This window comes from Rhizobium anhuiense bv. trifolii, from assembly GCF_024346605.1.
In the GTDB taxonomy this organism is placed as follows: Bacteria; Pseudomonadota; Alphaproteobacteria; order Rhizobiales; family Rhizobiaceae; genus Rhizobium; species Rhizobium anhuiense.
Map to the genome: position 1 here is coordinate 675,958 of NZ_CP098801.1, position 26,576 is coordinate 702,533.

General features: G+C 60.8%; 22 protein-coding genes. 9 read left to right on the forward strand and 13 right to left on the reverse strand.

Annotated features, from left to right (window positions below; genetic code table 11):
• Nucleotides 1-92: 92 nt before the first annotated feature.
• Nucleotides 93-989, forward strand: a complete 897-nt coding sequence (locus NE851_RS03275; RefSeq protein WP_047612810.1) for a GGDEF domain-containing protein — start codon at nucleotides 93-95, stop codon at nucleotides 987-989.
• A 102-nt stretch (nucleotides 990-1,091) separates the two neighbouring features.
• On the opposite strand, the gene NE851_RS03280 is transcribed toward NE851_RS03275, so the two are convergent.
• Together NE851_RS03280 and NE851_RS03285 are read right to left on the reverse strand one after the other, a co-directional pair.
• Nucleotides 1,092-1,397 carry a hypothetical protein gene (locus NE851_RS03280; RefSeq protein ID WP_047612813.1) on the reverse strand — a complete coding sequence of 102 codons (306 nt, stop codon included), beginning with the start codon at nucleotides 1,395-1,397 and terminating at the stop codon, nucleotides 1,092-1,094.
• Between the two features lie 304 nt (nucleotides 1,398-1,701).
• Nucleotides 1,702-3,243, reverse strand: coding sequence for a cation:proton antiporter (locus NE851_RS03285; RefSeq protein ID WP_063475998.1), 1,542 nt, complete (start codon nucleotides 3,241-3,243; stop codon nucleotides 1,702-1,704).
• Between the two features lie 100 nt (nucleotides 3,244-3,343).
• Here NE851_RS03285 and NE851_RS03290 point away from each other — a divergent pair, with 100 nt between their 5' ends.
• The 3 genes from NE851_RS03290 to NE851_RS03300 all read left to right on the forward strand — a co-directional run bounded on the left by NE851_RS03290 (nucleotide 3,344) and on the right by NE851_RS03300 (nucleotide 7,479).
• Nucleotides 3,344-4,561, forward strand: a complete 1,218-nt coding sequence (locus NE851_RS03290; protein ID WP_063475999.1) for a flavin monoamine oxidase family protein — start codon at nucleotides 3,344-3,346, stop codon at nucleotides 4,559-4,561.
• Nucleotides 4,562-4,662: 101 nt separating this feature from the next.
• On the forward strand, nucleotides 4,663-5,127 hold the full coding sequence (locus tag NE851_RS03295; RefSeq protein WP_063476000.1) for an NUDIX hydrolase: 465 nt from the start codon (nucleotides 4,663-4,665) through the stop codon (nucleotides 5,125-5,127).
• Between the two features lie 258 nt (nucleotides 5,128-5,385).
• Nucleotides 5,386-7,479: a carboxy terminal-processing peptidase gene (locus tag NE851_RS03300; RefSeq protein WP_063476001.1), complete on the forward strand. Its 2,094-nt coding sequence runs from the start codon at nucleotides 5,386-5,388 to the stop codon at nucleotides 7,477-7,479.
• Between the two features lie 236 nt (nucleotides 7,480-7,715).
• On the opposite strand, the gene NE851_RS03305 is transcribed toward NE851_RS03300, so the two are convergent.
• The 10 genes from NE851_RS03305 to NE851_RS03350 form a co-directional block, all read right to left on the reverse strand.
• On the reverse strand, nucleotides 7,716-7,994 hold the full coding sequence (locus NE851_RS03305) for a hypothetical protein (protein WP_047612826.1): 279 nt from the start codon (nucleotides 7,992-7,994) through the stop codon (nucleotides 7,716-7,718).
• Between the two features lie 234 nt (nucleotides 7,995-8,228).
• Nucleotides 8,229-10,457, reverse strand: coding sequence for a bifunctional diguanylate cyclase/phosphodiesterase (locus tag NE851_RS03310; RefSeq protein ID WP_254956260.1), 2,229 nt, complete (start codon nucleotides 10,455-10,457; stop codon nucleotides 8,229-8,231).
• Nucleotides 10,458-10,552: 95 nt separating this feature from the next.
• A complete protein-coding gene (locus NE851_RS03315; RefSeq protein WP_254956262.1) occupies nucleotides 10,553-11,365 on the reverse strand; it encodes an ABC transporter ATP-binding protein in 813 nt (270 codons plus the stop codon).
• Nucleotides 11,362-12,351, reverse strand: coding sequence for an ABC transporter ATP-binding protein (locus NE851_RS03320; RefSeq protein ID WP_063476003.1), 990 nt, complete (start codon nucleotides 12,349-12,351; stop codon nucleotides 11,362-11,364). Before NE851_RS03320 ends, NE851_RS03315 begins: the two co-directional genes overlap by 4 nt.
• Before the next feature lies 1 nt (nucleotide 12,352).
• Complete coding sequence (locus NE851_RS03325) at nucleotides 12,353-13,210, reverse strand: ABC transporter permease (RefSeq protein WP_047612835.1); 858 nt, start codon at nucleotides 13,208-13,210, stop codon at nucleotides 12,353-12,355.
• A gap of 3 nt (nucleotides 13,211-13,213) precedes the next feature.
• A complete protein-coding gene (locus NE851_RS03330; RefSeq protein WP_047614880.1) occupies nucleotides 13,214-14,218 on the reverse strand; it encodes an ABC transporter permease in 1,005 nt (334 codons plus the stop codon).
• Between the two features lie 113 nt (nucleotides 14,219-14,331).
• A complete protein-coding gene (locus tag NE851_RS03335; protein ID WP_047612840.1) occupies nucleotides 14,332-16,236 on the reverse strand; it encodes an ABC transporter substrate-binding protein in 1,905 nt (634 codons plus the stop codon).
• 165 nt (nucleotides 16,237-16,401) lie between these two features.
• Nucleotides 16,402-17,910, reverse strand: coding sequence for an arabinosylfuranosidase ArfA (gene arfA, locus NE851_RS03340; protein ID WP_097622702.1), 1,509 nt, complete (start codon nucleotides 17,908-17,910; stop codon nucleotides 16,402-16,404).
• Between the two features lie 210 nt (nucleotides 17,911-18,120).
• Nucleotides 18,121-19,047, reverse strand: a complete 927-nt coding sequence (locus tag NE851_RS03345; protein ID WP_174824429.1) for an ArsR/SmtB family transcription factor — start codon at nucleotides 19,045-19,047, stop codon at nucleotides 18,121-18,123.
• A 102-nt stretch (nucleotides 19,048-19,149) separates the two neighbouring features.
• Nucleotides 19,150-20,439 (reverse strand): cytochrome-c peroxidase, encoded by a 1,290-nt coding sequence (locus NE851_RS03350; RefSeq protein ID WP_183844792.1) that lies wholly within the window; start codon nucleotides 20,437-20,439, stop codon nucleotides 19,150-19,152.
• Nucleotides 20,440-20,636: 197 nt separating this feature from the next.
• On the opposite strand from NE851_RS03350, the gene NE851_RS03355 reads away from it, so the two are divergent.
• A complete protein-coding gene (locus NE851_RS03355; protein ID WP_183844793.1) occupies nucleotides 20,637-22,181 on the forward strand; it encodes an acid phosphatase in 1,545 nt (514 codons plus the stop codon).
• A 96-nt stretch (nucleotides 22,182-22,277) separates the two neighbouring features.
• Here NE851_RS03355 and NE851_RS03360 read toward each other — a convergent pair whose 3' ends face one another.
• Nucleotides 22,278-23,036, reverse strand: coding sequence for an IclR family transcriptional regulator domain-containing protein (locus NE851_RS03360; RefSeq protein ID WP_183844794.1), 759 nt, complete (start codon nucleotides 23,034-23,036; stop codon nucleotides 22,278-22,280).
• 260 nt (nucleotides 23,037-23,296) lie between these two features.
• Here NE851_RS03360 and NE851_RS03365 point away from each other — a divergent pair, with 260 nt between their 5' ends.
• The 4 genes from NE851_RS03365 (at nucleotide 23,297) to NE851_RS03380 (ending at nucleotide 26,474) form a co-directional block, all read left to right on the forward strand.
• Nucleotides 23,297-24,004: a 3-oxoacid CoA-transferase subunit A gene (locus NE851_RS03365; protein ID WP_047612854.1), complete on the forward strand. Its 708-nt coding sequence runs from the start codon at nucleotides 23,297-23,299 to the stop codon at nucleotides 24,002-24,004.
• Nucleotides 24,001-24,690: a 3-oxoacid CoA-transferase subunit B gene (locus tag NE851_RS03370; protein ID WP_047612856.1), complete on the forward strand. Its 690-nt coding sequence runs from the start codon at nucleotides 24,001-24,003 to the stop codon at nucleotides 24,688-24,690. The genes NE851_RS03365 and NE851_RS03370 overlap by 4 nt, the downstream gene beginning before the upstream one ends.
• Nucleotides 24,691-24,699: 9 nt before the next feature.
• Nucleotides 24,700-25,905, forward strand: coding sequence for a 3-oxoadipyl-CoA thiolase (pcaF, locus tag NE851_RS03375; protein WP_063476009.1), 1,206 nt, complete (start codon nucleotides 24,700-24,702; stop codon nucleotides 25,903-25,905).
• Nucleotides 25,906-25,991: 86 nt separating this feature from the next.
• Nucleotides 25,992-26,474, forward strand: a complete 483-nt coding sequence (locus tag NE851_RS03380) for a GNAT family N-acetyltransferase (RefSeq protein ID WP_063476010.1) — start codon at nucleotides 25,992-25,994, stop codon at nucleotides 26,472-26,474.
• Nucleotides 26,475-26,576 lie beyond the last annotated feature (102 nt).

A 26,576-nucleotide genomic window follows, 5' to 3' on the forward strand; every position in this document is an offset into this window, starting at 1 on the left:
AATCACTGGAGGCGCCTTTTGCTTGCTGACGGGCTCTTTTCTCATAGGATCTCTGCGCCATGTCATACCGAGGCAACCAGACAGGGTTCGGGATGGACGAGATATTCGAACAGCTTCTGCACCTTTCTGCATGCACGCAAACGCTGATTGCGGTCTATGATGGTCATGACCGGCTGCAATACGCCAACAGCGCCTTTCGTTCGGCCTATTTCATCGAACCGGATGAAACGCCCCTCTGGCCGGATCTCATGCGGCGTAATTTCCAACAGCAGCGGGGCACGGTCATTCGAACGAGCAATTTCGAAGAGTGGCTGCGCTCGACTCAGTCGCGCCGCGGCAAGATCGGCTATCGCGCTTTCGAGACGGACCAGTGGGACGGCCGATGGTTCTGGATGACGGAGGCGGTGCAGAAGAACGGTTGGATGCTGTGCATTGCGAGCGACATCACCGGTTTGCGCGCGCATGGCAGGACTGTCCGGCAAGATCGCGATCAGGCGATCAAGGCGTCTTACACCGACGAACTCACGGGTGTCGCCAACCGCCGCTTCGTGATGGCGCGCGTCGACGACATGCTGGCGGCCGCCCAGCATGGCAGCAACGGATGCCTTGCCGTATTCGACATCGACAATTTCAAATACATCAACGATCGCCTTGGCCACCACGCCGGGGATGAGGTCCTGCGTGATTTTGCGCATCGCATTCATCAGAATGTTCGCCGCAACGATTGTTTTGGGCGGGTCGGCGGAGAAGAATTCCTTCTGGTGATGCCGGCAACCGAGACGGAAGACGCCATTGCCATTGTCGAGCGCATGCTGACGGTGATCCGGTTTTCCCGGCCCCTGCCTGCGTCACCCGACTTCAGCTACACCTGCTCTGCCGGTATCGCCGCTTGCGCCCCGTCCGATAGCACGTCGGATCTTTATCGACGCGCCGATCAAGCCCTCTATGCGGCAAAGCTAAGCGGCCGGGACAGGGTGCGCGCAGCCTAGGCGCTTATGCGGTTGAACCCCAATCTGGTTGCCGCAGTCGTGGCGGACGGCGATCCGGGCCTGTTCGCTGCGGCCGGAACCAATATAATCGGGCGCGATGTCTCAGATCCCCGACCCGTAAAGCTCCTGGTCATCGTCGCCTTCCCAGGGGGAGGGCATCGAGCTGCTGGCGAGGTTTGCCGAGGGCATCGGCATCCAACACTTCAATTCCGGCTCGGCATATTCGATGATGTGCCCGGGCGAGGAATCGGAGGCGCGCCAGCCTTCTCCACCGAACTGATCGCCATTCGTCCAATAGGCAAGGTCAACTTCCGCCGGCCCCTGTTCGGACGAGCGAATCGTGACGAGGATCCGGCTGCCGTCTTTCGGAGCGTTTGCCATATTGCGCCAGCGATCCGGCTCGTCCATCGTCTTTCCTCCTGCTTTCCTCAAGTGCAACTGTCGCCTCACGATCGAAAACGGTCAACTCAAACTTTGCAGAACCATCCCCATCGACGCCTGCAGGAACTGACAGTGCAGGCGCTGATGACGAAGAGCCAAGCGCTTCTCCCGGGTGAGGCCGTCAAGAAGCCCAGCGGTAGCAACGACTGCGAGGCTTGTGTTTGAGAATGGCGCCGCTTTCCAATAGAGGGGACGGCAAGGGACCATCCGACCCCCGTTCGCTATCAGGGAACCGTTGATTGTCCTGGCGTCGACCACTGCCTGGTCAGATCTAGCTTTCTGTGATGCGGCGATCCTCATCTGAGCCGATGGAGAGCTGCTTCCAGTCAAGGTCCTCCTGCAACTCGAGATATTGCATCGCACCGATCTGGTCTGTATCGCGCAATTCCTCGAGGCGCTGGCGCTGGGCGAGAACGGCTGCGATGGTCAGGTCACGGCGCCGATTGAGCGGCGAGGTTCTGGCCGCATCGGTGGATGCTGTCCAATGATCCTTGCAGATCGTCCGGATCGCTTCGGCTTCAGTACCGCTTTCCTTCTCAAGCCGCTGAAAGGCGGCCTCGGCGAGCGACACGCGGGCCGCCTTGAGTTCATCGCGCACTTCTGCCTGCCGACCGAGTTTCAGGAGATGGATCATCGGTGCCAGGGTCGCCCCTTGAATGACCAGGGTTGCAAGCACCACCGCGAAAGCCGTGAGCACGACCAGGTCTCGCTCGGGAAAGTCGGCAGGGAGTGCGAATGCCGTCGCCAGCGTAACAAGGCCGCGCATACCGGCCCAACCCACCAGCAAGGTTTCCCCGGATGTGAAAGGCGCCAATTCACGGCCGCGCCGGTGACGGGTCGCAACGACGGCGTGAAACAGGAACGCCATCGCCATGCGCGCCAGGATGACGCCGACCACCACGATCGCGGCAAATCCCACCGCCCGCTGAAGCTCTTCAGCCGACATCGCCTCAAGGATGCGGCGCGCCTGCAGCCCCATCAGCAGGAAAGCCACCACGTTCAAGAGGAACACGACCGTCGTCCAGACCGCGAAGGAATGCACCCGCATGCGTGGCGAATCCTCGACCGAAGAAAGGGTGGCGATGGTCATTGCGCTCGCCACGGTGGCAAGGACGGCCGACAGGTGCAGATGCTCGGCGATCAGCCAGGTCGAAAATGCGTAGACGAATTGAAACAGGGTCCCGCCGACGGTGTTTTCGGTTATCGGTCGAAGCCGCGAGACGACAAAGCCGAAAGCGATGCCGAATAGGATCCCTCCCGGTGCGGCGATAGCCACCTGAAGCGCCGTCCCGGCATCCAGCCCGCCCCGCGCTTGGACAGTGAGCGCGGCCCCGAAAAGCAGCAGCGCGGTCGCGTCGTTGAACAGGCTTTCTCCCTTGAGCAGGGCATCCACACGGCGGGCGACGGGCAAATTGGAAAGGACCGCCGTGGCGGCTGCCGCATCAGGTGGCGCGACGATTGCGCCCAGCGTGACCGCAACCGCAATCGGAAGCCCGACAGTCAGCATGCTGATCGACACGACGACACCTGTCGTGACGAGAACGGCGACGACGGCATAGAAGAACAGCGGCAGCAGCATGCGCCGCGCCGCACCCACCGGGAAGTCATAGGCCGAGTCGACAAGGACGGGGGCGATGAACAAGGCGAGCGCCGTCGGCGGATCAATCGGGATCGTCGGCGCGCCAGGCAGCATTGCCACGGCGACGCCGGCGGCAGCCAGAATGCCCGGGTAGGGCAGCCGCATGCGGCGCGTCACCTGCAGCAGCAGGATGGCAACCGCCAGCAATGCAACAAGTGTTTCGAAGAATGTCATGTCAGCATACTAGCAGGCTTTCGGGCCCGTTGAAGCGGGTGCAGCCTAGATGTAAAGCTTGTGTCGTATCAAGCTGGCGACGCAGCGGCGGAGGGCGACGATGGATTACGAGGTTGCTGTTGTCGGCGCTGGCGCGGCCGGCATTGCAGCAGCAAAAAAGCTGGTCGATGCCGGCCGCTCGGTCGTCATCCTGGAAGCCAGCAACCGCGTGGGTGGACGCGCCTGGACAATCGAAATGGCCGGGATGCCGCTGGATATGGGTTGCGGCTGGCTGCATTCTGCCGAGCGCAATCCTCTCGTCGCCATTGGCCGTGCAGCCGGGTTCACTATCGAGCGCGGGCGCACGGCGTGGCAAAGCCAGTGGCGCAATCTCGGCTTCACGCCGGATGAGCGGGCGGCTGCGGCGACTGCATGGAACGCGCTTGAGGAGCGGATGCGCGTCAATCCTCCCGCCAGCGACAGGGCTTCGGACGCGCTGGAGTCGGGCGGCGAATGGAACGCCTACTGCCAGTCGCTCAGCGGATATCTGAACGGCGCACCGCTCGATCGGCTCTCGGTCTCTGACTTTCTTGCCTATGACAATGCGGCAACCGATGCCAATTGGCGCGTGCGGGAAGGCTACGGAAGTCTGATCAGCGCCGCCGTTCCCAACGTGGCCTTGCGCCTTTCGACGCCCGTTCGAGCCGTGACCTTGACCGCGAACGGCGTCCAGCTGGAGACCGACCGCGGTCCTGTCACATCCGGTGCGGCAATCATCACGTCATCGACCAACGTTCTAGCCCGCGGAGCCATTATCTTCGACCCGGAGGCCGACGATCACCTCCACGCCGCAAGTCAGCTGCCGCTTGGCCTCGCAGACAAGCTGTTTTTGGAACTCCATGGCAATCATGGTCTGGAGCCGGAAACCCATCTGCTCGGCGACCCGCGAAATGCTGAGACCGGCAGCTATTATATCCGCCCGCTCGGCCGGCCGGTCGTCGAAGGCTTCTTTGGCGGAAATGGCGCCGTCGTCATCGAACGCGCGGGTTTACTGGAAGCATTCGCCTTCGCCCTGGACCAGCTGTCGTCGCTGCTGGGGAGCAATATTCGTCACCACCTGCGGCCCCTGGCAGCCTCTTCCTGGTGTCATACCGATTGGATAGGCGGCTCCTACAGCCATGCGCTGCCCGGCCATGCGGGCGCACGCGCAGTCTTGGCGCGTCCCGTCGGCGACCGGCTGTTTTTCGCCGGCGAGGCGACGCATCAGTCCGACTTCTCGACAGCCCATGGTGCGTGGCAAAGCGGATTGCGGGCTGCCGACCAGGCCGCAGCAGTTTAATGCCCTCGTGACATAGAAGGGCGAACTTCGTTCGCTTTGTTGATGGGAGAGCCGGCCCTACACCCGAAATGGCCGCGCCACCAACGCGAGAGCATAACGCAATGGCAATCCGTAGCGCCGGACTTCTCATATACCGGCGCGCTTCCGAGAATTACGAAGTCCTTCTCGTCCATCCGGGCGGACCTTACTGGGCGAAGAAAGACGAGGCTGCCTGGTCGATCCCTAAAGGATTGGTCGAGCCTGGAGAGGACGCACTCGCGGCTGCGAAAAGGGAAGCTGCCGAAGAGCTTGGTGTAACAATCGATGGCATATTCAGACCGCTTGGCGAATACCGGCAATCTGGCGGCAAGATTGTCGTCGTGTGGTCGATCGAAGCTGATCCAGTCCTGGATGTGAACGCGATTCGGAGTTCCGAATTTCAAATGGAATGGCCGCCAAGGTCGGGCCAGGTAAGAAGCTTTCCGGAGGTTGATCGCGCGGGTTGGTTTTCCTTAGCCGACGCAACGCTTAAACTGTTGAAAGGACAGCGACCGATGGTCGTCGACCTCCTGACGCATCTTGAGTGACCGGCCCCCCAAATTCCAGCTTCAGAGGCCCGCCTCGCCGCACTTATGGGTGAATCACGCGGCAGCCATGAATTGCTTCTGGAGGCCGCCGGCATGCGACAATCGCCGCCATCTGAATCAGATCGAGAAAATTGGAGCTGCGATCCGCAATCCGCGGCTTTTCAGCCATCCCATTTGCCACCCGGTTGCCAAAAAACCATGATTGCCTCACATAGATCACACATCGACCACAGGCATGAAGAATTGGATCGACGCTGGATGCGCATACACTACGTTTTTCTCAGTGCATTTCTTGCACTCGCACAGGCCGCCTATGCTGAAGTCGCGTCGCCGCCGGTCTTGGAGCCGCTGAAGCGGCAGGCGCAGGCCGCTGAGTTGAGTGCGCAATTCCTGTCGCGGTATAGCTATAAACCCGTTCCGCTCGACGATGCCTTGTCGGCCAAGGTCATGGATGGGTTCATCAAGTCGCTCGATCCGGACCGCATGCTCTTCCTGCAGGCCGATGTCGACAGGTTCATGGCCGATCGCAACGAGATCGACGATGCGATCGAAAAGCAGGACCTGAAAATCCCGTTTGCGATTTTCAACGCCTATGAACAGCGCGTCGTCGACCGCATGACCTATGCGCGCGGCCTGCTGAAGCAGGGCTTCGATTTCAGTGCGCAGGAAGATTTTTCGGTGTTGCGCGATAAGGCGCCGTGGCCGCAATCGGATGCCGAGAGCAACGAGCTTTGGCGCAAGCGCGTCAAAAGCGATTGGCTGCGGCTGAAGCTCGGCGGCAAAACCGATGCGGCCATTCGCGAAACACTCGACAAACGATATGAAAACACGCTCGAGCGCGCTTACAAGTTTAAAAGCGACGACGTGTTCCAGTCGTTCATGGACGCCTATTCGACGTCGATCGATCCGCACACCGACTATTTCGGCGCGGCCGCTTCGGCCGATTTCAACGTCTCGATGAAGCTTTCGCTGTTTGGCATCGGCGCTGTGCTGCAGGAGCGCGACGACTACACGACGATCCGTGAGCTCGTGCCCGGCGGACCGGCGCAGCTCTCCGGCAAGCTTGCGGTCGGAGACCGCATTACCGGCGTTGGCCAAGGCAAGGATGGGGCGATCAAGGAAGTGGTGGGCACCCGCCTTGATGAAGTCGTGCAGATGATCCGCGGCAAAAAAGGCTCCGTCGTGCGGCTGGATATCCTGCCGGCCGATGCCGGAGCCGATGGCACGCATCGCGTCATCAGCCTGGTGCGCGATAAGATCACCCTCGACAAGCAGGCAGCCAGGAAGACCGTACTCTCCGTCAAGGCGGGCGATGCCACGCGCAAAATCGGGATTATCACGCTGCCGGTCTTCTATGAGGATTTCGACGCCAAGCGGAAGGGCGACAAGGATTACAAAAGCGCAAGCCGCGATGTCGCCAAGCTTCTCGGCGAGTTGAAGGACGAAAAGGTCGACAGCGTTCTCATTGATCTGCGCAATAATGGCGGCGGTTCATTGGACGAGGCGATCGATTTGACCGGTCTGTTCATCGGCAAGGGGCCGGTCGTTCAGCAACGCGGCAGCGACGGCAAGGTCGAGGTCAAAAGCGCCGATCTTGCAGCGCCTGTCTGGACAGGCCCGATGGGTGTCCTGATCAATCGCGGCTCGGCCTCGGCTTCGGAGATTTTTGCCGCGGCGATCCAGGACTATGGTCGCGGCGTGATCGTCGGCGAACCCAGTTTCGGCAAGGGCACCGTTCAGACGGTCGTCGATCTCGACCAGATCGTGCACAATAGCAAACCCGAATTCGGCGAGCTGAAAGTGACGATTGCCCAGTTCTTCCGGGTCAATGGTGGCACGACGCAGCTGCACGGCGTGACGCCTGATCTCAGCCTGCCGGGATTGTCCGATCCGACTGCTTTCGGCGAGACCAGTTATGACAATGCGCTGCCGTGGGCTGAGATCAAGCCCGCGAAATACCCGCGTGCCGAGACAGTCGCGACATTGCTTCCGGCATTGCAAAGCCGCCATGATGCGCGGGTCAAGACCGATCCGGACTTCCAGCGCCTGGTGAAAGACATTGCCGACCTCAAGGCGCAGCGCGAAAAAGGGGTCATTTCCCTCAACGAAGCCGAACGTCGCAAAGAAGCGGCGGCTCGCGAGAAACGGCTCAAGGATCGAGCCGAAGCAGGGGATGGCGAGGACCTTGGCGATGATGGCCTGGAGGCAGGCGAGCGCAGCCTGAGCGCCGATATTGCCATCGAGAATGCCCGCAAGAACGCCAAGGACGTCCTGCTCAACGAGGCAGCCGCCATTCTTGCCGACGAGGCGGATTTGCAGCAAGGCGTGCTCAAGGCAGCCACCAAACAATAAGGGAATGCGGACGGAAGACATAAGGCACTGCGAACTTCCTCCTCCTGGACCGGGTTAGCACGTCCGCATCAGCCAATTGCTGTTGATGACGGCGTCAGTCCCAATCCAGGAACAAGCCTGGAACTGTGGCTGATGCCCCTCGTTAGAGCGCCGTGCGTCCAAAAGGAGGCACGGCGCTCCAACACTTTCAATCCTCGCATCGTGCTTTCCGAAAATCGGATTTTCGGGCCGATGCGCTAGAAGGATGACGATGGAACCACGCCCATAGTCGGGACAGGTCGTTCCTGCTTCGGCGTCTTGTTTCCTTGCTCCTCGCCGCCGCTCAGTGCCTGGCGCACTTCATCCTCTTCCCAACCCGCCTCGATGGCCGAAGCCACGAGCCTCTCGATTTTCTCGGTTTCCGAATTGTGTGAAGTCTCATTCAGGTGGCGTCTGGCAGTCTCGAGACACTGACGGAGGTTGGACGCGCGGCTGGCGTCGTTACGATCGTAGCTTGGCGATGCGACGTAGGTCATTTGGAAGCTCCCTGTTGATCGGGAGAAACACCTCAAGAGACAGCCGGTTCCACTGCGTCAGCGTCGCCATCCGTCGTCTCGGGCTGCGCGACGGTGACGGTGACGATGTCTCTGTTGGGCACGCTCATGGTCCTTCATGGACGACGACGACCACGGTATCTCCGCGCGATGACGCTTTCCGGAACCTGATGGATCTGCGTCAGAGCAATAGTCGCGCAGGCCGACCGTAACTGATCAACCGGACTGCAACGCGTGCGAGCCGCGGCAAAATTCAATCAATTGCTCCGAGGTCATGGGCCGTGCCAGCGCATAACCTTGCAATATATGGCAACCGAGCTCTTTCAGGATCTTCGCATGCTCCATCGTCTCCACGCCCTCTGCAACGATGTCGATGTTCTGCGATCGGCCGATTTCGATAATCGAGGCGACCAGACGGCGCTGCGATGGAGACGCGATGATCGGCTTGATGATCTCGCGATCGATCTTCAGCCGTCGCGGCTCAAATCGAAGCAGACTGACGATGCTGGCATGTTCGGTGCCGAAGTCGTCGATCTCGATTTCGATGCCGAGCTTTTTAACCGCCGGAATGATCTCGTTGAGAACAGGTTGAAGATCGTTGAAGGAGATCGTCTCGAGCAGCTCGAAACACAGGCGACCCTTGGCGATGGGAAGCTCGGACAGCTCGGCAAGCAGATTTGCCTGCGCCAGTCGGCGCGCTGAAATATTGACTGAGACACGGGGGATTTGCATTCCCAGGCTGTCCCATCTCGTCAGCTCGAACAGGGCCTTTTGCAGGATCAGCCTGTCCATGTCGCCGCTACGCCCCAGCTTTTCCGCGACGTCGAGAAATCTGATCGGGGCGAGCAGGCCCTTTTGCGGGTGGTCCCAACGGGCAAGCGTCTCGACGCCGGCAATGGCCAATGTGCTGGCATCGAACTGCGGCTGGAAGAATGCAACGAGTTCATCGCGATCGAGCGCGTGATTGAATTCGTCCGCCAGTTCTTTCGAATGGATCGCGGCGCTACGAAGCTCTTCGGTAAACACCGCCGCGCGGCCGCGGCCCGCCTTCTTCGCCTCGTACAGGGCCAGATCGGCATCGAGGAGCAATTGGCCGAGGTCCCGCCCGAGATCGGTCTCCCAGGCGACGCCGACGCTTGCCCCGACAACGCACGCCATACCGTCAATGAAGAGAGGTTGCTCGAGGGTCTCGACAATCTGCCGGGCCAATGCGTTTGCCTTCGGCTCCGGATCGGCGCTCCAGCTGGCGAAGATGAACTCATCTCCACCGATCCGAGCCGCAACGTCGTCTGGACCAGCCAAATCGGCAAGGCGCGAAGCCGTCCCCAGCAAGACCGCGTCACCGCCGGCATGGCCTTTCGTGTCGTTGATCTCCTTGAACCGGTCGAGGTCGATATGAATGAGGATCAGACAATCCTGTGCACGGGGTCTCGGCGGTTTCGCGATCATCCGGTCGACAAATCGTCGATTGGGAAGCCCCGTCAATGCGTCATGCAAGGACAGGAACTCCAGCCTCTGCCGGGCCCGAACGAGCTTTTTCTTGTGAAGGCGAAGCTTTTCGATCGTTCTTTGGCGCGATTTGGTCAGAAAGCCGATCCAGACGATCGGCGCAACGACACATAGTGCCAGCAGGCTCGCGTAGAACTCAAAAATGCCGATCCCGCTCTTTTGGCCCCATCCGCGCTTCGGCAGTGCGGCGAGGGTCCAACGGCCATAGGTCATATCGACGGATGCCAGGACCGGCTTCCTGGAAAAGGTTGCCATGCTGCCGAAAAAGACCTGTTTGGGCTTGTTCGGCTCCGGCACGGTGCTGATGGCGAGTTCAAGCTCGGTCGAACCAAGACCGCTTTCCTGGTAGAGCCTTGGTATGTCGATGATGCCGGAAAGCAGTCCCCAAAAAATCTGGCTTTTTCCCTCAGTGATGTAAATTGGGTACCGGACCACGAAAGCGGTTCCACCTTGGACAAGCTCCACCGGGCCTGTGAGAACGATATTGTGGGTGTTGCGCGCCAGCATCGCGGCAGCCCGTTGCTTCTCATTGGTGCGGTAGTCGAGCCCGATGGCCTTTTCGTTTCCCTTCTCCGGATAGACCCACCTGACCACCATGTCGGGCGCGGCGGCGAAGCTTCGCAATTGTGAATCGGGCTGCAGGATCTGCGCGGCGAGTTTGGAAAATCCGTTCTGGCCCATCTCCGGATTGACTGCGATGCCGGCCGCCAACCCCTGCAACAGCTTCACATTGCTGTTGAGGTTCGTCTGAAGTCGGGAGGATATGGTGGCAAGATCGCCGGCGACGATCGAACGTTCCTCGGCCAGCGATCGCTCCAGCCGCCAGTTCGTTGCCACCCAGACGACGATTGCTGCAATAATCGCCGCAAATATTGCGGGAGCGAATGCGCTGGTATGGCTTATTGCGGAGCGAGCGAGATTTCTTCGAAACTTCATCAGGTTGCCGGCGTGGATGACAGACACTCATCCTTGCACGGTTTCTTTAAGGCAACGCTAAACTCGCCGGCGCCCTATGAAGGAAAGCCGCCTGCTTAGGTCGCCGGACTGAAATCGGCGGCCAGCACCGCGTCCTTGAGCGCGCGCGAGTAGGGATGCTGCGGGTTGTCCAGGACGGGGCGGGCCTGTCCGCGTTCGACGATTTCGCCTTTGCGCATGATGATGATGTTGTCGCTGATGTAATAGGCGGTGGCGAGGTCGTGGGTGATGTAGACGATGGAAAGACCGAGCTCGTTTTTCAGGCGGCCAAAGAGGTTGACGATGGCCATGCGCAGTGATGCGTCGACCATGGAGACCGGTTCATCGGCCACCAGCAGGCGGGGTTGCGGGATCAGCGCCCGGGCGATGGCGACGCGCTGAAGCTGGCCGCCCGACAATTCGTGGGGAAACCGGCCTTTCACTTCTTCAAGGGTCAGGCCGACATGGACGAGCGCGGCATCCGCCATCCGATCCGCCTGCTGCCGGTCCGGCCGTTTTCCCGAGAATGAAAAATTGAGGGCCGTCTCGAAGAGATAACGGTCGACACGTTTCAGCGGATTGAAGGCTTCGAAGGGGTTTTGCAGCACCGGCTGGACCTCTTTCATGAAAGCCTTGCGTTCGGACCTGCTATGGATGGCAACGGTCCTGCCGCTGAATTGAAGCTCGCCTTCCGTCGGTTCGGTCTGGCCGAGGATCATTGCCGCGATCGTCGATTTTCCCGAGCCGGATTCGCCGACGATCGACAGGATCTCCGGCTCCGCTCCAAGTTCGAAGCTGACGTCCTTGACCGCCGTGATCAGGCGCCGGCCGAGCATGCCGCCCTGCCGGTAGACTTTCGTGACATGCGAGAGACGAAGAAGAGCGCTCAAACCTGATCTCCCGTAACGGCAAAACACGCCACGCGCCGCTGCGGCTCGACGGTGACCAGCGGCGGAACCTTCTGCGAGCAGATCTCCATGCGCTTGGGACAGCGCGGGTGAAACCGGCAGCCTTCCGGCGGCATGGCGAGGTTCGGCGGACGACCCTCCAGCGAAGGGCGGGCCGTCGCATCACCGATGCGCGGCAGGCTGCCGACGAGGTGCTGCGTATAGGGGTGGAGCGGCATGTTGAAGAGTTTGGCGGTCGGCGCCTCCTCGACAAGACGCCCGGCATAGACAATGCCGATGCGGTCGGAGACCGTCGCATGAACCCCCATATCATGGGTGACGAACAGGAAGGACGAACCCATCTCGCGTTGGATTTCGCGGATCATCGATAGGACGTCGCGCTGAACGATCACGTCGAGCGCGGTCGTCGGTTCGTCGGCGATGATGAATTCCGGTGTCAGGATCGTGGCAAGCGCAATGGTCATGCGCTGGCGCATGCCGCCGGAGAGCTCGTGGGGATAGGCGTCGAGCAGATGCGGATCCAGCTTCAGCCGTTGCAGATGGGTGGCGACCCTTTCGAAAAACTCATTCCTGCCGACCTTCATGTGGCGAAAGGCGAAATCGGTGAAGGAATGACGGATCCGGCGCACCGGATTGAGCACATTCATCGAGCCCTGCATGATATAGGACAGATGCCGCCAGCGCAGCGCCAGGCGCTCCTCCGGCCTCATCGCGTAGATATCCTGGGTGCCGCCGTCGAAATGGAATGTCACCTTTCCCGAGACGACCCTCAGCGGCGGCCGGATCGCGCCGGCGATGGTCTTGATCAAGGTCGTCTTGCCGCTGCTCGATTCGCCGGCAACGCCATAGACCTCGCCGCGGGCGATCGTCAGGCTGATATCGTCGACGGCGCGCACCTCGCGATCGACGCCGTAGAGGAAGGCACGGTAATAGGCTTTCAGATTCTCAATTTCGACCAAAGGATCCATACTAGCTTCCCATCCGGTTGAGCCGGCTGCGCGGATCATTGTATTCGTTCATCGACATGGACAGCAGGAAGAGCGCCAGGAAGAGGACGACGATGACGGCGACGGGGGCGGCCACCCACCACCATATGCCTGATATCAGCGCCGAATGCGCATTGGCCCAATAGATCATCATGCCCATGGTCGGCGTCTCGATATCGGTGAAGCCCAGCACCGACAGGGTGATCTCCATGCCGATCGACCAGATCATGTTGTTCATCGTGGTGGCGAAGACGATCGGCAGAACATAGGGCAGGTGCTCCTCGACGAGGATCTTGCGCATGCTCATGCCGGAATAGACACTCTGGGTGGTGAAGGATCTCGTCTTCAGGCTGATCGCCACCGAACGGATGAGGCGTGCATCGTAAGACCAGCCGAGCGAGGCCATGATGACGATCAGCACCGTCCAGGTCATGCTGTCCTTCAGCACGAAATAGAACAGGATCAGCAGCGGAAATTGCGGGATGACCATGACGCTGTCGTTGATGGCCATCAGCACCCGGTCGACCGCGCCGCCGGCATAGCCGGCGACGAGGCCGACGACCAGCGAAATGATGCGTGAAATGAAGGCGACGCCGATGCCGAAAAACAGGGTGTTGCGGAGCGCGGTCGTCAGTTGCCAGAAAACATCCTGGCCACGCGATGTCGTGCCGAGCCAATATTCGCCATCGGGCGGCATATCGGGCGGCAGAAGATAGATGTCGGTCGCGCCGTACGGCGAGAAGTAGGACATGATGACCAGCCCGACGATGACGGCGAAGAGCAGCAGGCCGCTGAGGAATTCCATATTCTGGCGCGCGAGGTCGCGGACGATCGTAAACATGCTCTATTCCACCTTGATGCGCGGATCGATCAGCGGGCTCAGAATGTCGATGATGAACACGGCGGCGGCAACGCCGACGATCGACAATGCGCTGAGGCCGAGCACCAGACTGTAGTCGCCGGCATGCACCGCTTCGATCAGCAGGTTTCCGATGCCCGGATAGCCGAAGACGATTTCGGTAATGACCGTGCCGTTGAAGATCGCGCCGAGCGACATGGCAAGTCCGGTGAACTGCGGCACCATGGCATTGCGGGCGATATAGGAGCGCAGAATCTTGCGCTTCGGAACGCCGCCCAGCTCGGCGAAGACGACGTAATCCTCGGTGATGATGTTGGAAACGAGCGCGCGCATGCCGATCAGCCAGCTGCCGGCGCCGACCATGATCAGTGACAAGGCCGGCAGGATTGAGTGTTTCAGGATATCGAGGACGAGGGCAAAGGAGAGGTCGAGATTGGCATTCATCTCGTAGCCGCCATTGATCGGCAGCACCGGCCAGAGATAGCCGAAGACAATTAGAAGCACGAAGGCCAGGATGTAATAGGGAATGGGAAGCAGGGCGATGAAGACGAGGCTGACGGCTTTCAGCACTATGTCCTTCCGATAATAACCGGCGAGCGCGCCGATCGCATTGCCGAGGACGAAAGTGATCAGGGTCGACACCGTCATCAGCCCGATGGTCCAGGGCAGGGACCGCATTATGATGGTGGAAACGGGGGTGGGAAAAGCCGATAGCGAGGGACCGAGATCACCGGTCGCAAGCCGCAGCCAGAAATGCAGGTATTGCTGCCAGATCGAGCCCTCCATGCCGTAAAGCTCGCGAAGCGACTGGCGCATCAGTTCGATCGCATTCGGATCGGACTGCCCCATCTGGGTGATGGCGCCTATGCTTTCTTCGACCGGATCGATCGGGGTCAGGTGGGTGACGAAGAATGTTATCGTCACGCCAAGAAATACAACAAGCAGAAACTGACCGAACCGCTTCAGCACAAAGATCAGATAGGACGTCATAGGGCGGTGGTTCCTCTCTGGTTCCCTTCATCAAGTGGAAAGGATCGACGGACATGCCACATGCCCGTCGATTAGGGGGCCGGCGCGCAACACTCGCGCCGGCGTTGGGAGGATTATTTCGGTTGTGCCGGCTTCAGCTTGACCATCATCAGCCTGGAGTTGGCCCAATTCGGCACCGGATCGGTATAGGGGTCTGATATCGTTGGATAACCGGTCCAATAGGTCGTATCCATCGAGGTGAAGACGTTATACGACATCAGCGGGATCGTCGGCATTTCCTTGGCCACCAGCTTCAGATAATCCTTCCCGAGCTCAACGCCCTTCGGATCATCGGCGCTGATGCCGCGAATGCTTTCGATGATCTTATCGAGATCCGGATTGCTCCAGCGCTGCCAGTTGCGCGGCGGCTGATTGTCACCCTTCTTGGCCACGAACTGCGAATGCCAGCTGTCGAGGAAGAACGACAGATCGGGATCGCCGCCCCAGGTTTCGACGCTCCAGGCGATCGCCACCTGGAAATCGCCGGGCTGTAGCGCCGTCTGCCAAAGTTTCGCGGCCGGCACGGCTTTGGCGTCGATGCCGAAGGCGGCCCATTGCTGCGCAATCAGCGTCCCGGCGCGGGTGAAGACCGAGCGGGTGTCGCCCTCGACCGTCATCCGGATCTTGAAGGGCTGTCCATCCGGGGTCAGCCATTTGCCGCCGGATTTCTTGAAACCTGCCTTCTCCAGCAGTTCGCCGGCAGCCTTCGGATCCGGTTTCCACCAGCCATAGCCGAAGGCACCGCTGATTGCCTGCGGGTCGGTCGGGATCTGGTCCTTGAACTTCGGCTGCTTGCGCAGGATGTCGGCGATCTGTTGCCCGACCGTCGGGTCATAAGGCTTGATCTTGCTCTTGCCGGTATCGATCTCGAAATCCTTCAGCCAATCCTGCATCGGCGCCTGATAGTCCTTCATCGTGGCCGCCGTCGGCGGCACGCCGAGCGCCGACAGCGTCGCAGCGCCGCGGTAGCTCGCCATGTCAACGGCCTTGATGTCGATCAGCAGGGCAAGCGCCCAGCGTACATCGGCGTTGTCGAAGGGTGGATTCTGGGTGTTGAAAATGACAGCCGGAAGTGTCGGATCCGGATGGGCGAAGGGGAAGCCCGGGAACCAGGTCTCGATCGACTTCGATTTTTCCTTCAGCGTGAACATGCCCTCGGGCGTGTTGTCGTGAATGATATCGAGATTGTGCTCGAGCTGCGCGATGGTGCGTTTATCCGGCGGGCCGGGATCGGTATAGGTCACGTATTTCGGGGCCGGCTCGCCGAAGCGGGCAAGCGATGTCCGCTGCCAGTCGTCACGCTTCTCCCAGGTATACCACTTGCCCTGGGGATCGTAGGACTTGAGCTTGTAGGCGCCGAGCGAGACGGGATTGGCGAAATCATAGCGAAGCGGATCTTCGACTTTCTCGAAGACATGCTTGGGCATGATCCAGGCGCCGTTCCAGCGAACGGTGAAGATGGCGTGGAAGCGCGAATTGGGCTTCTTCAGCTTGAACACCACAGTCGAGGAGTCGGTCGCCTCGACGCTTGCCACCTGCACCGAGAAGGCAGCACTCCAGACCATGCCGGGGTGATCCATCTGCGTCTTGACGGTATAGACCACGTCGTCTGCCGTGAATTCCACGCCGTCGCTCCAGAAGAGCCCCTTGCGCAGTTTCACAGTCATCTCGGTGAAGTCGGCATTATATTGCGGCTTGTCGGCAGCCAGCGAATTGTCCCAGGTCGCGCCGCCAAGCCCTTGTTCGGGGTCGATATACCAGAGCGTATCCATGGTCAGCTGCTGCAGGCCGGTCGATACGCCGCCGCCGCCATTGACCCAGATGTTGAACCAGCCGGGATTTTTGATCGTCCCTTCCGGATTTTCGACGATGAGCGTCTCCTTGCGCGGCAAGGAGGTGTAGTCATCGGCCTTGGCCGCCGCTGTCAGGCCGAGTGCGGCCAGCGCGACGCCAAATGCGAGCCTCTTCCACTGTTGCATGAACTCCTCCCTAGAAAGCGACGACACGGCGGCCGCAAAGGCACGCATGGGTACGTCGCGGTTGTCGGTTCGCAGAGGCAGAGCCTCAGTGAACCATCCCTCCGACCCGCCTGCCTCCTCGCAGTGAGCCGAATATCTCCAGCCGGGCTTACCCGGCGGCGGCTGTCACACCGACAGCCGGATGACATTGTAGGACAGCGGTTTCAGCGCTGCCCGCACCCGTCCATCCTCGACCTTCGCAGTCTCGACATTGACCGGAGCGACCGTCTTCGGTCGCGCAGCCGTATTGACGGCTTCCAGGTCGCCATGGGTCATCTCCACCTGCTCGACCACCCGGGCGGCTCCGAAACCTTCCAGCCGCACGTCGAGATCGAGCGCCGCGTTCGGATGACGGTTGACGGCAAAGAAGGTGAGCTGCCTACCGTCTTCGGAATGCACGGCCGATACGTCGAGATAGGGGACGTCGTTCTCTTCGTCGCTGTCATAGGTCGGGCCGTCGACGACCAGCTGCAGGGCCGAGCCGCGGCCATATCGGGAAGCGTAGTAGAAGGGATAATAGATCGTCTGGCGCCAGGCCGCACCGCCGTCCTCGGTCATAATAGGGGCGATGACGTTGACGAGTTGGGCGATGCAGGCGATGCGCACCCGGTCGGAGCGACGGATGAAGGTGTTCAAAATGCCGCCGACCTGCAGCACGTCTTCGAAATTATAGATATCTTCCAGGAGATGCGGCGCATCCGGCCATTCGTCGCGCGCCAGGATCTCCTTGTCCTGCTGGTTGGAATGATACCAGACATTCCATTCGTCGAAGGAAATGCCGATCGTCTTCTTCGAGCGTTTTTTCGCCTTGATGTAGTCGATCACGCCGCCGATCGTGGTGATGTAGCGGTCGAGTTTCGTCGCGCGGGCGAGATAATTGAGCGTATTTTTCTCGCGATTGGCAAAATACATGTGCAGCGAAATATGGTCGGCGCTGTCATAGCACTGGTCGAGAACCTGAGCTTCCCACTCGGGATAGGTCTTCATATCGGAATTGGACGAGCCGCAGACCACGAGTTCGAGCGATTTGTCGAAGCCGCGCATGGCTTTGGCCGTCTCATCCGCCAGCCGGCCATATTCATAGGCCGATTTGTGACCGACCTGCCAGGGCCCATCCATCTCGTTGCCGAGGCACCACAATTTGACATCGTGCGGATTGGACCAGCCGTGCTTGCGGCGCAGATCCGACCAGTAGGTGCCGCCGGGATGATTGCAATATTCCAGGAAATTGCGGGCGGCATCGAGGCCGCGTGATCCGAGATTGACGGCGAGCATCGGCTTGGTGTTGGCCTTCTTGCACCAGTCGACGAATTCATTGACGCCGATCTGGTTGGCTTCGCGGGTGCGCCAGGCAAGATCGAGGCGAACCGGGCGCTCCGAACGCGGGCCGACGCCGTCTTCCCAATTATAGGCCGAGACGAAATTGCCGCCGGGATAACGGCAATATGGCGTGTCGAGCTCACGCACAAGATCGAGCACGTCGCGGCGAAATCCGTCCTCGTCGGCTGTGGGATGTCCGGGCTCATAGATGCCGCCGTAAATCGCTCTGCCGAGATGTTCGAGAAATGAACTGTAGAGCCTGGCGTCAATGGTCGCGACGCGGAAATCGCGGTGGGCAACGACATTCGTCTTCAACGGATCCTCCCGTTTATATATCAGAATTTTTGTTTTCTTGCCTCTAACTTGATATCAGGAATGTCGTTCTGTCAACCGAGTTGCGGTTTTAATCATACTAATTCAATTTTCGGAAATAATTGTTTTATTACAGTATGTTGTCGTGCATTTTTGGTTGTCAAATCTGGAAAGAAGCGTGATATTTAAATCAAGATTTCCGATATTTATAATTTAGACATGCAGCCGCATGATGATATCGCGTCCATGATTTCCGAAGCCGCGGCCGAAAATATTCACGCCGCCGGTATGGCCGGCATTCTCGGCGATGCCGACCCTAAGCCGGATCGAGGAGTGCTGGGCAAGCGCCAGATCGCTGAGCGTGACATTCGATGCGGCGATGCCGTCGATGAAGGTTCCGCGCGTCGAGATGCGCCAGGTCTTCATCATCCCATATTGCGAGCCCTCGAGCTTCCACCATGCCGGCGTGAAGGCGCCGCGCTTGTCGCCGTAATCGCCGGGCGATGTCCAGGTGCCGATCGCCATGCCGTTGACCCAGAGCGTGATATCGGAGGGCCAGTCCGGATTGGTGCCGGGCACCTCGGACGACAGCTCCAGCGAAAACTCGATGGCGCGGATATCCTTGTTCAACACCTTGGCGTTGTTGGGGAATTTATATTCCACATAGCCCCGGCCGAACCAGACGAGCCCGGCCTGCATGCGCTGCGGATCGAGGAAATAGTCGGGCACATCGAGGGGACCGATGACGCTCTCGGTCGAGCAAAGACCGCAAGGCGCATGGACGTCGCAACTGGTGTACAACCCCACAGGCATCTCGACTTCGATGATATTGTTGGCCCTTTGGGCAGCACTTTCCTCGAAGCTGATCAGAATTTCGCTGTAGATCGCCGAGCAGATCTTCTGATTTCCCTTGCGGGCTTTCGCCAGCTGGGAATCGACAAGCCGGGCGTCCTCCAAAATCTGGATGCCGGTTGCGACGGTGGATTGGGGGAGGGAAAGCGCGCGTGCGATGTCGTTGATATTCATCGGCCCTTTGGCACAGAGCAGCTTGAGAATCTCAATCCGCGCCGGCGCCGAAAGGGCGCGGATCGCATCGTTATTTTCGCCGGCGGCAATCGTCAAAAACGAGCGTTCCATCATTCCCCCATGATTTCCGATAAAATGATGTATATCGGAAATCATGATACATCAAGTGGGGATGCTTCGACGGTTTGATTGTTATTGTTGAGAAAGACGTCATTCCTAATGCCCGGCCGACTTGGGCAGCAGATCGGCATCCGTCAGGCTTCCCAAGAAAGCGACGATGTCGTCGATCTCGGGGTCGGTGAGGGCAGGCGCATCGCCGGACTTCCGGCCGAAGGGTGGGTCCTGGTTGAGATTGTCCCAATAGGCTTGCGGCAGGTCGTCATATCTACGGACCGTGCCATCTGAATTTTTCGGATACCACCGGCCGGGATCGCTGTCGCGGGTCGCATAGAAGGAGACGACGTCGCGCAGCGAGTGGAAATAGCCGTTGTGGAAGAAGCTCTTCTTCAGAGCGACATTGCGCAGCGTCGGGGTGCGGAACAGGCCGCAATAGTCGCTGCGTCCAGCAAAGTCGGTGCGCTGAGGGCCGCAGAGGCCGAGATCGTGATAGTTCGGATCGCTATTGGCCGGGATTGCCATATTGCGGGGAGCGGCGAGCCCGAGGAAGCCGAAATCGGAAAATTGCGGCGGTTCGCCGTCATTGGCAGGCTCGCTCAGATGACAGCTCGAACAGTTGCCCTTGGCCGGATCCTCGAACAGCTGCCGCCCCCGTAGCTCCTGCGCTGTCAGCGTCGCCTTGCCGGCGAGAAAGGCGTCGTAGCGGCTGGAATAGGGATAAAAATCCGGGCCGCTCTGTTCGAAGGTGGCGAGCGCCTCGGCGGCGGCGTCGAAGGCATCGTCGGGATTGTCGAACACCGTCTCGCCGAATGCCGCCTCGATGTCATCGGCATAGGCTGCCTTCTGCAGCTTTGCCACCACTTCGGCCGCATCCTTGTTTCCCATCTCGAAGGGCGAAAGCAACGGGATCTTCGCCTGATCGGCGCCGTGGTCGACACGGCCGTCCCAGGTCAGGCCGCCGGTCGGGCCATTGTCGACGCTTTCGTCGCCCTCGTCCTCGGAATCGTAATAATGCTCGGTGAAGGTGGGTACCGCCTGGAGGTAGCGCAGCGTCGGCACGGCGCGCAGCCCCGGCCGGTCCATATGCTGGCCGCCGATTTCGACCGGTGTGGCCGATGCCGGACCGAAGGCGTGAGCCGGATCATGGCAGGACGCGCAGGCCTGGAGCCCCGAGGCCGACAGCGAGGCATCCGAGAATATCTTGCGGCCGAGCGCGGTGAGCGTTTCGGCTCGGGCAAAGGCCTCGGCGCGCGACATCGGGCCGGGATGCAGGCCGGCCGTGGTCGCCGCGCTGCTTTGCCGCAGCGGAAGACTGGCAAGACAGAGCGCCACAGCACCCATGCTCACCGCCAGGCCGGACCGCACAAGCCAGATGGTCTTGATTGCCATGATAAGGATTCCAATAGCTTAAGACTGGTTTGCTCCATGATCGAACCTGGTTGCAACAAATTGATGACGGCTATCGCCTGCGGCATCACGCCAACCCCCGATGTCACAAAGTTGATAGACGGCCGGAATAGCGTTTGGACGCCCCCGAGCGTTCTCCGCTCCCTCTAGCCAACGCCCCCTAGCCATGAGGAACTGACGTGAAAAGACTGAAGACCCTCCATTCCATCTGTCTCGCCGGATCGGCCATCGTGCCGTTTGCGATCACAACGGCAGCCCATGCGACGCCCGCCGGTTACGACAAGATCGACAATGTCGTCGTCATCTATGCCGAAAACCGCAGCTTCGATAATCTCTACGGCAGCTTTCCCGGCGTCGACGGGCTCTCGAACGCGACCGTCGATCACGCCCGCCAGCTCGACCGCGACGGCCAGCCGCTATCCGAACTGCCGCCCGCCTGGGGCGGCCTCACCGCCAAAGGCGTGACGCCTGCCGTCACCGAGGCGCAGTCGGCCCATCTTGCCAACGCCACCTTTGAGATCGACGATCCCAACGGTTTTGCGCAGTCGCCTTCGGTCATCACCCGCGATCTCTGGCACCGCTTCTACCAGGAGCAGATGCAGATCGACGGCGGCAAGAACGACAAATTCGTCGCCTGGGCCGATTCCGGCAGCCTCGTCATGGGGCACTACGACGGCTCCGTCCTGCCGATGTGGCAGGTCGCCAAGAAATACGTCATTGCCGACAACTTCTTCCAGGGCGCCTTCGGCGGTTCCTTCCTCAATCATTTCGCGCTGGTCTGCGCCTGCACGCCCTATTATCCCGACGCCGACAAGAACCCGGCAAAGCCGACCATTGCCAAGGTCGATGCGGACGGCACGTCGCTTGTTGTGGCGGAAAACGGCCCGAAGTCGGCGCTGGAGGGCGCCCCGAAATTCGTCTCCGACGGCACGCTGACCCCCGACTTCTACGCCGTCAACACCATGCAGCCGCCCTACCAGCCGAGCGCCAATCCGCCGGCCAAGGACGGCGATCCGGCCTATGCCGATCCCACCGCCGCAACGACGCTGCCTCCGCAGCATGAAATCACCATCGGCGACCTGCTGTCGCTGAAGGGCGTCAGCTGGGCATGGTATAGCGGCGCCTGGCAGGCAGCCCTCGACGGCAAGAACGCCACGCCGGTGCCGAACTTCCAGTTCCACCACCAGCCGTTCAACTATTTCGCCAATTTCGCGCCAGGCACGCCGGCGCGCGCCGAACATCTGAGGGATGGCGGTCTTGGCGGCGAAGCCTTCCTCAGGGATATCGACGATGGCAAGCTGCCCGCGGTCTCCTTCTACAAACCGCAGGGCAACCTCAACGAACATGGCGGTTATGCCGACGTGTCGAGCGGCGACCAGCATCTTGCCGATATCGTCTCCCACCTCGAGAAGAGCCCGCAATGGAGCCATATGCTCGTCATCGTCACCTATGACGAGAATGGCGGCTTCTGGGATCACGTCGCGCCGCCGAAGGCCGATCGCTGGGGCCCGGGCAACCGCATTCCGGCCTTCATCATCTCGCCCTTCGCCAAGAGCGGCATGGTCGATCACACCCAGTACGACACGACCTCGATCATCCGCTTCATCACCGCGCGCTATGATTTGCCGGTGCTGCCCGGCATCCTCGCCCGCGACAAGGCGCTGCGCAACAATGATCGGCCGCCGATGGGCGACCTCACAGCCGCGCTCGACCTGACGCATTGACGATTGCGAGCGGCCCCTGTTCGGGGCCGCTCCATCTGTTTCTTTACGTATTCCGGACGCAAAACCGCTGCGGACTTTTGCTGGAACTGCTTGCCGTCACCGCCGCAGTAATGGTCGCAATGCGGTCTGCGTTTCCTTCAGCAGCGGCAGATACCGCTCCTTCATCTCCGCGGCCGGCACGAGAGCGGCCGGCGCCCCGATATTGATCGCCGCGACGGTTTCGCCGCGGTCGTTGTCGATGGGCACGGCAATGGAGCAGAGACCGATCTCCAGCTCCTGATCGATGATGGCGTAGCCCTCGGCGCGCACACGGCGGAATTCTGTGATGAGCTCCTCCGGATCGGTTCTGGTATTCACAGTGTTCTTCTTCAGCTCGCTGCGGGCCAGGATGGCGCGCGCCTCGCTCTCGGAAAGGGCCGCAAGCAGCACCCGGCCCATCGAGGCGCAGTAGGCGGGCAGGCGGCTTCCGGGGGTCAAATTGATCGACATGACGCGGCGCTGCGAGGCGCGGGCGACATAGACGATTTCGGTGCCGTCGAGCACCGAGGCCGAGGCACTCTGGCCGGCCTTTTCGGAGAGAAGATCGAGATGCGGTTGCAGCAGCGCCGGCAGCGGCGTCGCCGCGAGATAGGCATGGCCAAGCCGCAGGATCTTCGGTGTCAGGGTGAAGAACTTGCCGTCGTAATCGGCATAACCGAGTTCGGCGAGCGTCAGCAGCGAGCGGCGCACGGCGGCGCGATCGAGCGCCGTCAGTTTCGACGCCTCGGCAATGGAAAGCCGCTGCCGCGTCTCACCGAAGGCTTCAATGACTTTCAGGCCGCGGGCAAAACCGCTGACGAAATCCGTTTCGCGCATGGTGGGCTCCTGTCTTGGGGTTGCCTGTCGGACCGCGTTCTATCGTGCTTCGCCCTTCGCTTGCGCTTCGGGCATTCGTCGCTGCAATCGATTCGCTGGATCGATTGCTCGGGCTGCGCCCGACCACTCCTTATTGTGCGATATACGAACAAATGTCAAATATCGCACAAACTTCTTGCCGTCCGGCCCGCTGCGCTTTATCCCTGACGCTCGAAGGACGGGAACCAGTTCCCGATCGCATAGCCAAGGAGAGATCCCGCATGGACAAGACAGTCGGGAGCACGGCGGAAGCCGTCTCTGAGATCGGTGACGGCGCGACCGTCATGATCGGTGGTTTCGGTGGCTCGGGCGCGCCGATCGAGCTCATTCATGCCCTGATCGACAAGGGCTCGAAGAACCTGACCGTGATCAACAACAATGCCGGCAACGGGCGCATCGGCATCGCCGCGATGATCGATGCCGGCTTGGTCCGGAAAATGATCTGTTCCTTTCCGCGGTCGTCGGATCCGCGCGCCTTCACGGATAAATATCTAGCCGGCGAGATCGAGCTCGAGCTGGTGCCGCAGGGAACGCTTGCCGAGCGCATCCGCGCCGGCGGGGCGGGCATCCCTGCTTTCTATACGCCGACGGCTTACGGCACCGAACTGGCCAACGGCAAGGTCATCGCCGAGTTCGATGGCCGCCACTATGTGCAGGAGCGCTGGCTGAAGGCCGACTTTGCGATCGTGAAGGCTGAAATCGGCGATATCCAGGGCAACCTCACCTACAACAAGGCCGGCCGCAACTTCAATCCGCTGATGTGCATGGCGGCGGAAAAGACGATCGTCCAGGTCTCGTCGATCGTGCCGGCCGGCGGCATCGATCCCGAACACGTGGTGACACCCGGCATCTTCGTCGACCGCGTTGTCGCCGTTCCCAATCCCCAACAGGAAGAAGAGCTCATTCGAGCCGGAGTGGCCTACGTATGACCATCGACACTCGTGAAGACATCAAGCTTTCCAACGCGCAGATCGCCTGGCGCGCCGCGCAGGACATTGCCGACGGCGCCTATGTCAACCTCGGCATCGGCTTTCCCGAAATGGTCGCCCGATATCAGCCGCCCGGCCGTCAGGCGATCTTCCACACGGAAAACGGCATCCTGAATTTCGGCGAGCCGCCGGCGGCGGGCGAAGAGGACTGGGACCTGATCAATGCCGGCAAGAAGGCGGTGACGCTGAAGCCGGGTGCCGCCTTCTTCCATCATGCCGACAGCTTCGCCATGGTGCGCGGCGGCCACCTCGACGTCGCGATCCTCGGCGCCTATCAGGTGGCTCAGAGCGGTGACCTCGCCAACTGGCGGGTGGGCAGCAAAGGCGTGCCGGCCGTCGGCGGCGCCATGGACCTGGTGCACGGCGCCAAGCAAGTCTGTGTCATCACCGAACACGTCACCAAGACGGGCGAGCCGAAGCTGGTGGAGAAGTGCACCTTCCCGCTGACCGGCGTTGCCTGCATCACCCGCGTCTATACGAGCCACGCCGTCATCGACATCGTCAAGGGACGCTTCGTCCTGCGCGAAAAGCTCGCCGCGATGTCGCAAGAGGAATTGCAGGCGATGACCGGCGCGCCGCTGCACGTCGAAGGGCCGGTTGGCGACCTCGTCGTCCCGCAACTCTGAGGAAAAGCCATGACCGAAGCCTTTATCTGCGACTATGTCAGAACGCCGATCGGCCGCTTCGCCGGTTCGCTGTCCCAAGTGCGCGCCGACGATCTCGGCGCCATTCCGCTGAAAGCGCTGATGCAACGAAATGCCGCCGTCAATTGGGAAGCCGTCGATGATGTGATCTTCGGCTGCGCCAACCAGGCGGGCGAGGATAATCGCAATGTCGCGCGCATGTCGGCGCTGCTGGCCGGCCTGCCGATCTCAGTTCCGGGCACGACGATCAACCGGCTTTGCGGCTCCGGCATGGACGCGGTGATCACGGCGGCGCGGGCCATCCGCTCCGGCGAGGCCGAGCTGATGGTCGCCGGCGGCGTCGAAAGCATGTCGCGCGCGCCCTTCGTCATGCCGAAGGCCGAGACGGCCTTTTCACGCGCCGCCGAAATCCACGACACGACGATCGGCTGGCGCTTCGTCAATCCGCTGATGAAGAAGCAATATGGCGTCGATTCCATGCCGGAGACCGGTGAGAACGTTGCCGAGGACTATCATGTCAGCCGTGAGGACCAGGATGCCTTCGCGGTGCGAAGCCAGGCGAAGGCGGCGGCCGCCCAGGCGAACGGACGGCTGGCGAAGGAAATCACCCCGGTGATCATTCCGCAGCGTAAGGGTGATCCCGTCATCGTCGAAAAAGACGAACATCCGCGGGCGACGACGATCGAGACGCTGGCGAAACTCGCCACGCCTTTCAAGAAGGAGGGCGGCACGGTGACGGCCGGCAATGCCTCCGGCGTCAATGACGGGGCGGCGGCGTTGATCGTCGCTTCGGAAGCGGCGGCCCGGAAATATGGCCTGACGCCGATCGCCCGCATTCTCGGTGGTGCTGCCGCCGCCGTTCCGCCAAGGGTGATGGGTGTCGGGCCGATCCCGGCCTCACGCAAGCTGATGGCGCGGCTCGGCATGACCGCCGAACAGTTCGACGTGATCGAACTCAACGAGGCCTTCGCCAGCCAGGGGCTGGCAGTGTTGCGCGCGCTCGGCATTGCCGATGATGATGCGCGGGTGAACCGCAATGGCGGCGCGATTGCGCTCGGCCATCCGCTTGGCATGTCGGGTGCACGCATCACCGGCACGGCGGCGCTGGAGCTTCGTGAGACCGGCGGAAAATATTCGCTGTCGACCATGTGCATCGGCGTCGGGCAGGGCATCGCGATCGCGCTTGAAAGGGTTTGATGTCGCTCGAAAGGGAGGCGCTTCCGGCATTTGCCGGAGGCCGCCCACCCGTTGCAAGCCATATCAGGCTTCTGTAGACATCGGGCATGCTGATCCGCCCCGCAGATAAGAACGATCAAGACGCGATCTGGAGGATCATCGGTCCGACGATCCGCGCCGGCGAAACCTATGCGCTCGATCGTGATCTCTCCGAAGCCGATGCACTCGCCTATTGGATGGGACCGGACCGCGAGACTTTCGTCGCGGAAGAGGATGGCGTCATCCTCGGCACCTATTACATCAAGGCCAATCAGGCCGGCGGCGGCCGGCATGTCTGTAACTGCGGTTACATGACCGACGCCGCCGCGAGCGGTCGCGGCGTCGCTCGCCGGATGCATGACCATTCCCTGCAGCATGCCCGCGCCAGGGGTTTTCGGGCGATGCAGTTCAATTTCGTCGTCTGCAGCAATGAACGCGCCGTCGCGCTGTGGCAATCGCTCGGTTTCGAAATCGTCGGTCGTCTTCCCGGTGTGTTTCTTCATCCGACGCAGGGCTATGTCGATGCATTGGTGATGTTTCGTACTCTCTAAGTGCGACGAAAAAGATGTGAGCGCGCTGTCGAAATCGCAGCGGTTCAAACGTCTTTGGATTGCAGGCGCGGAGTGCGGTAGGCTTGCCGCATGCGTCGCGAT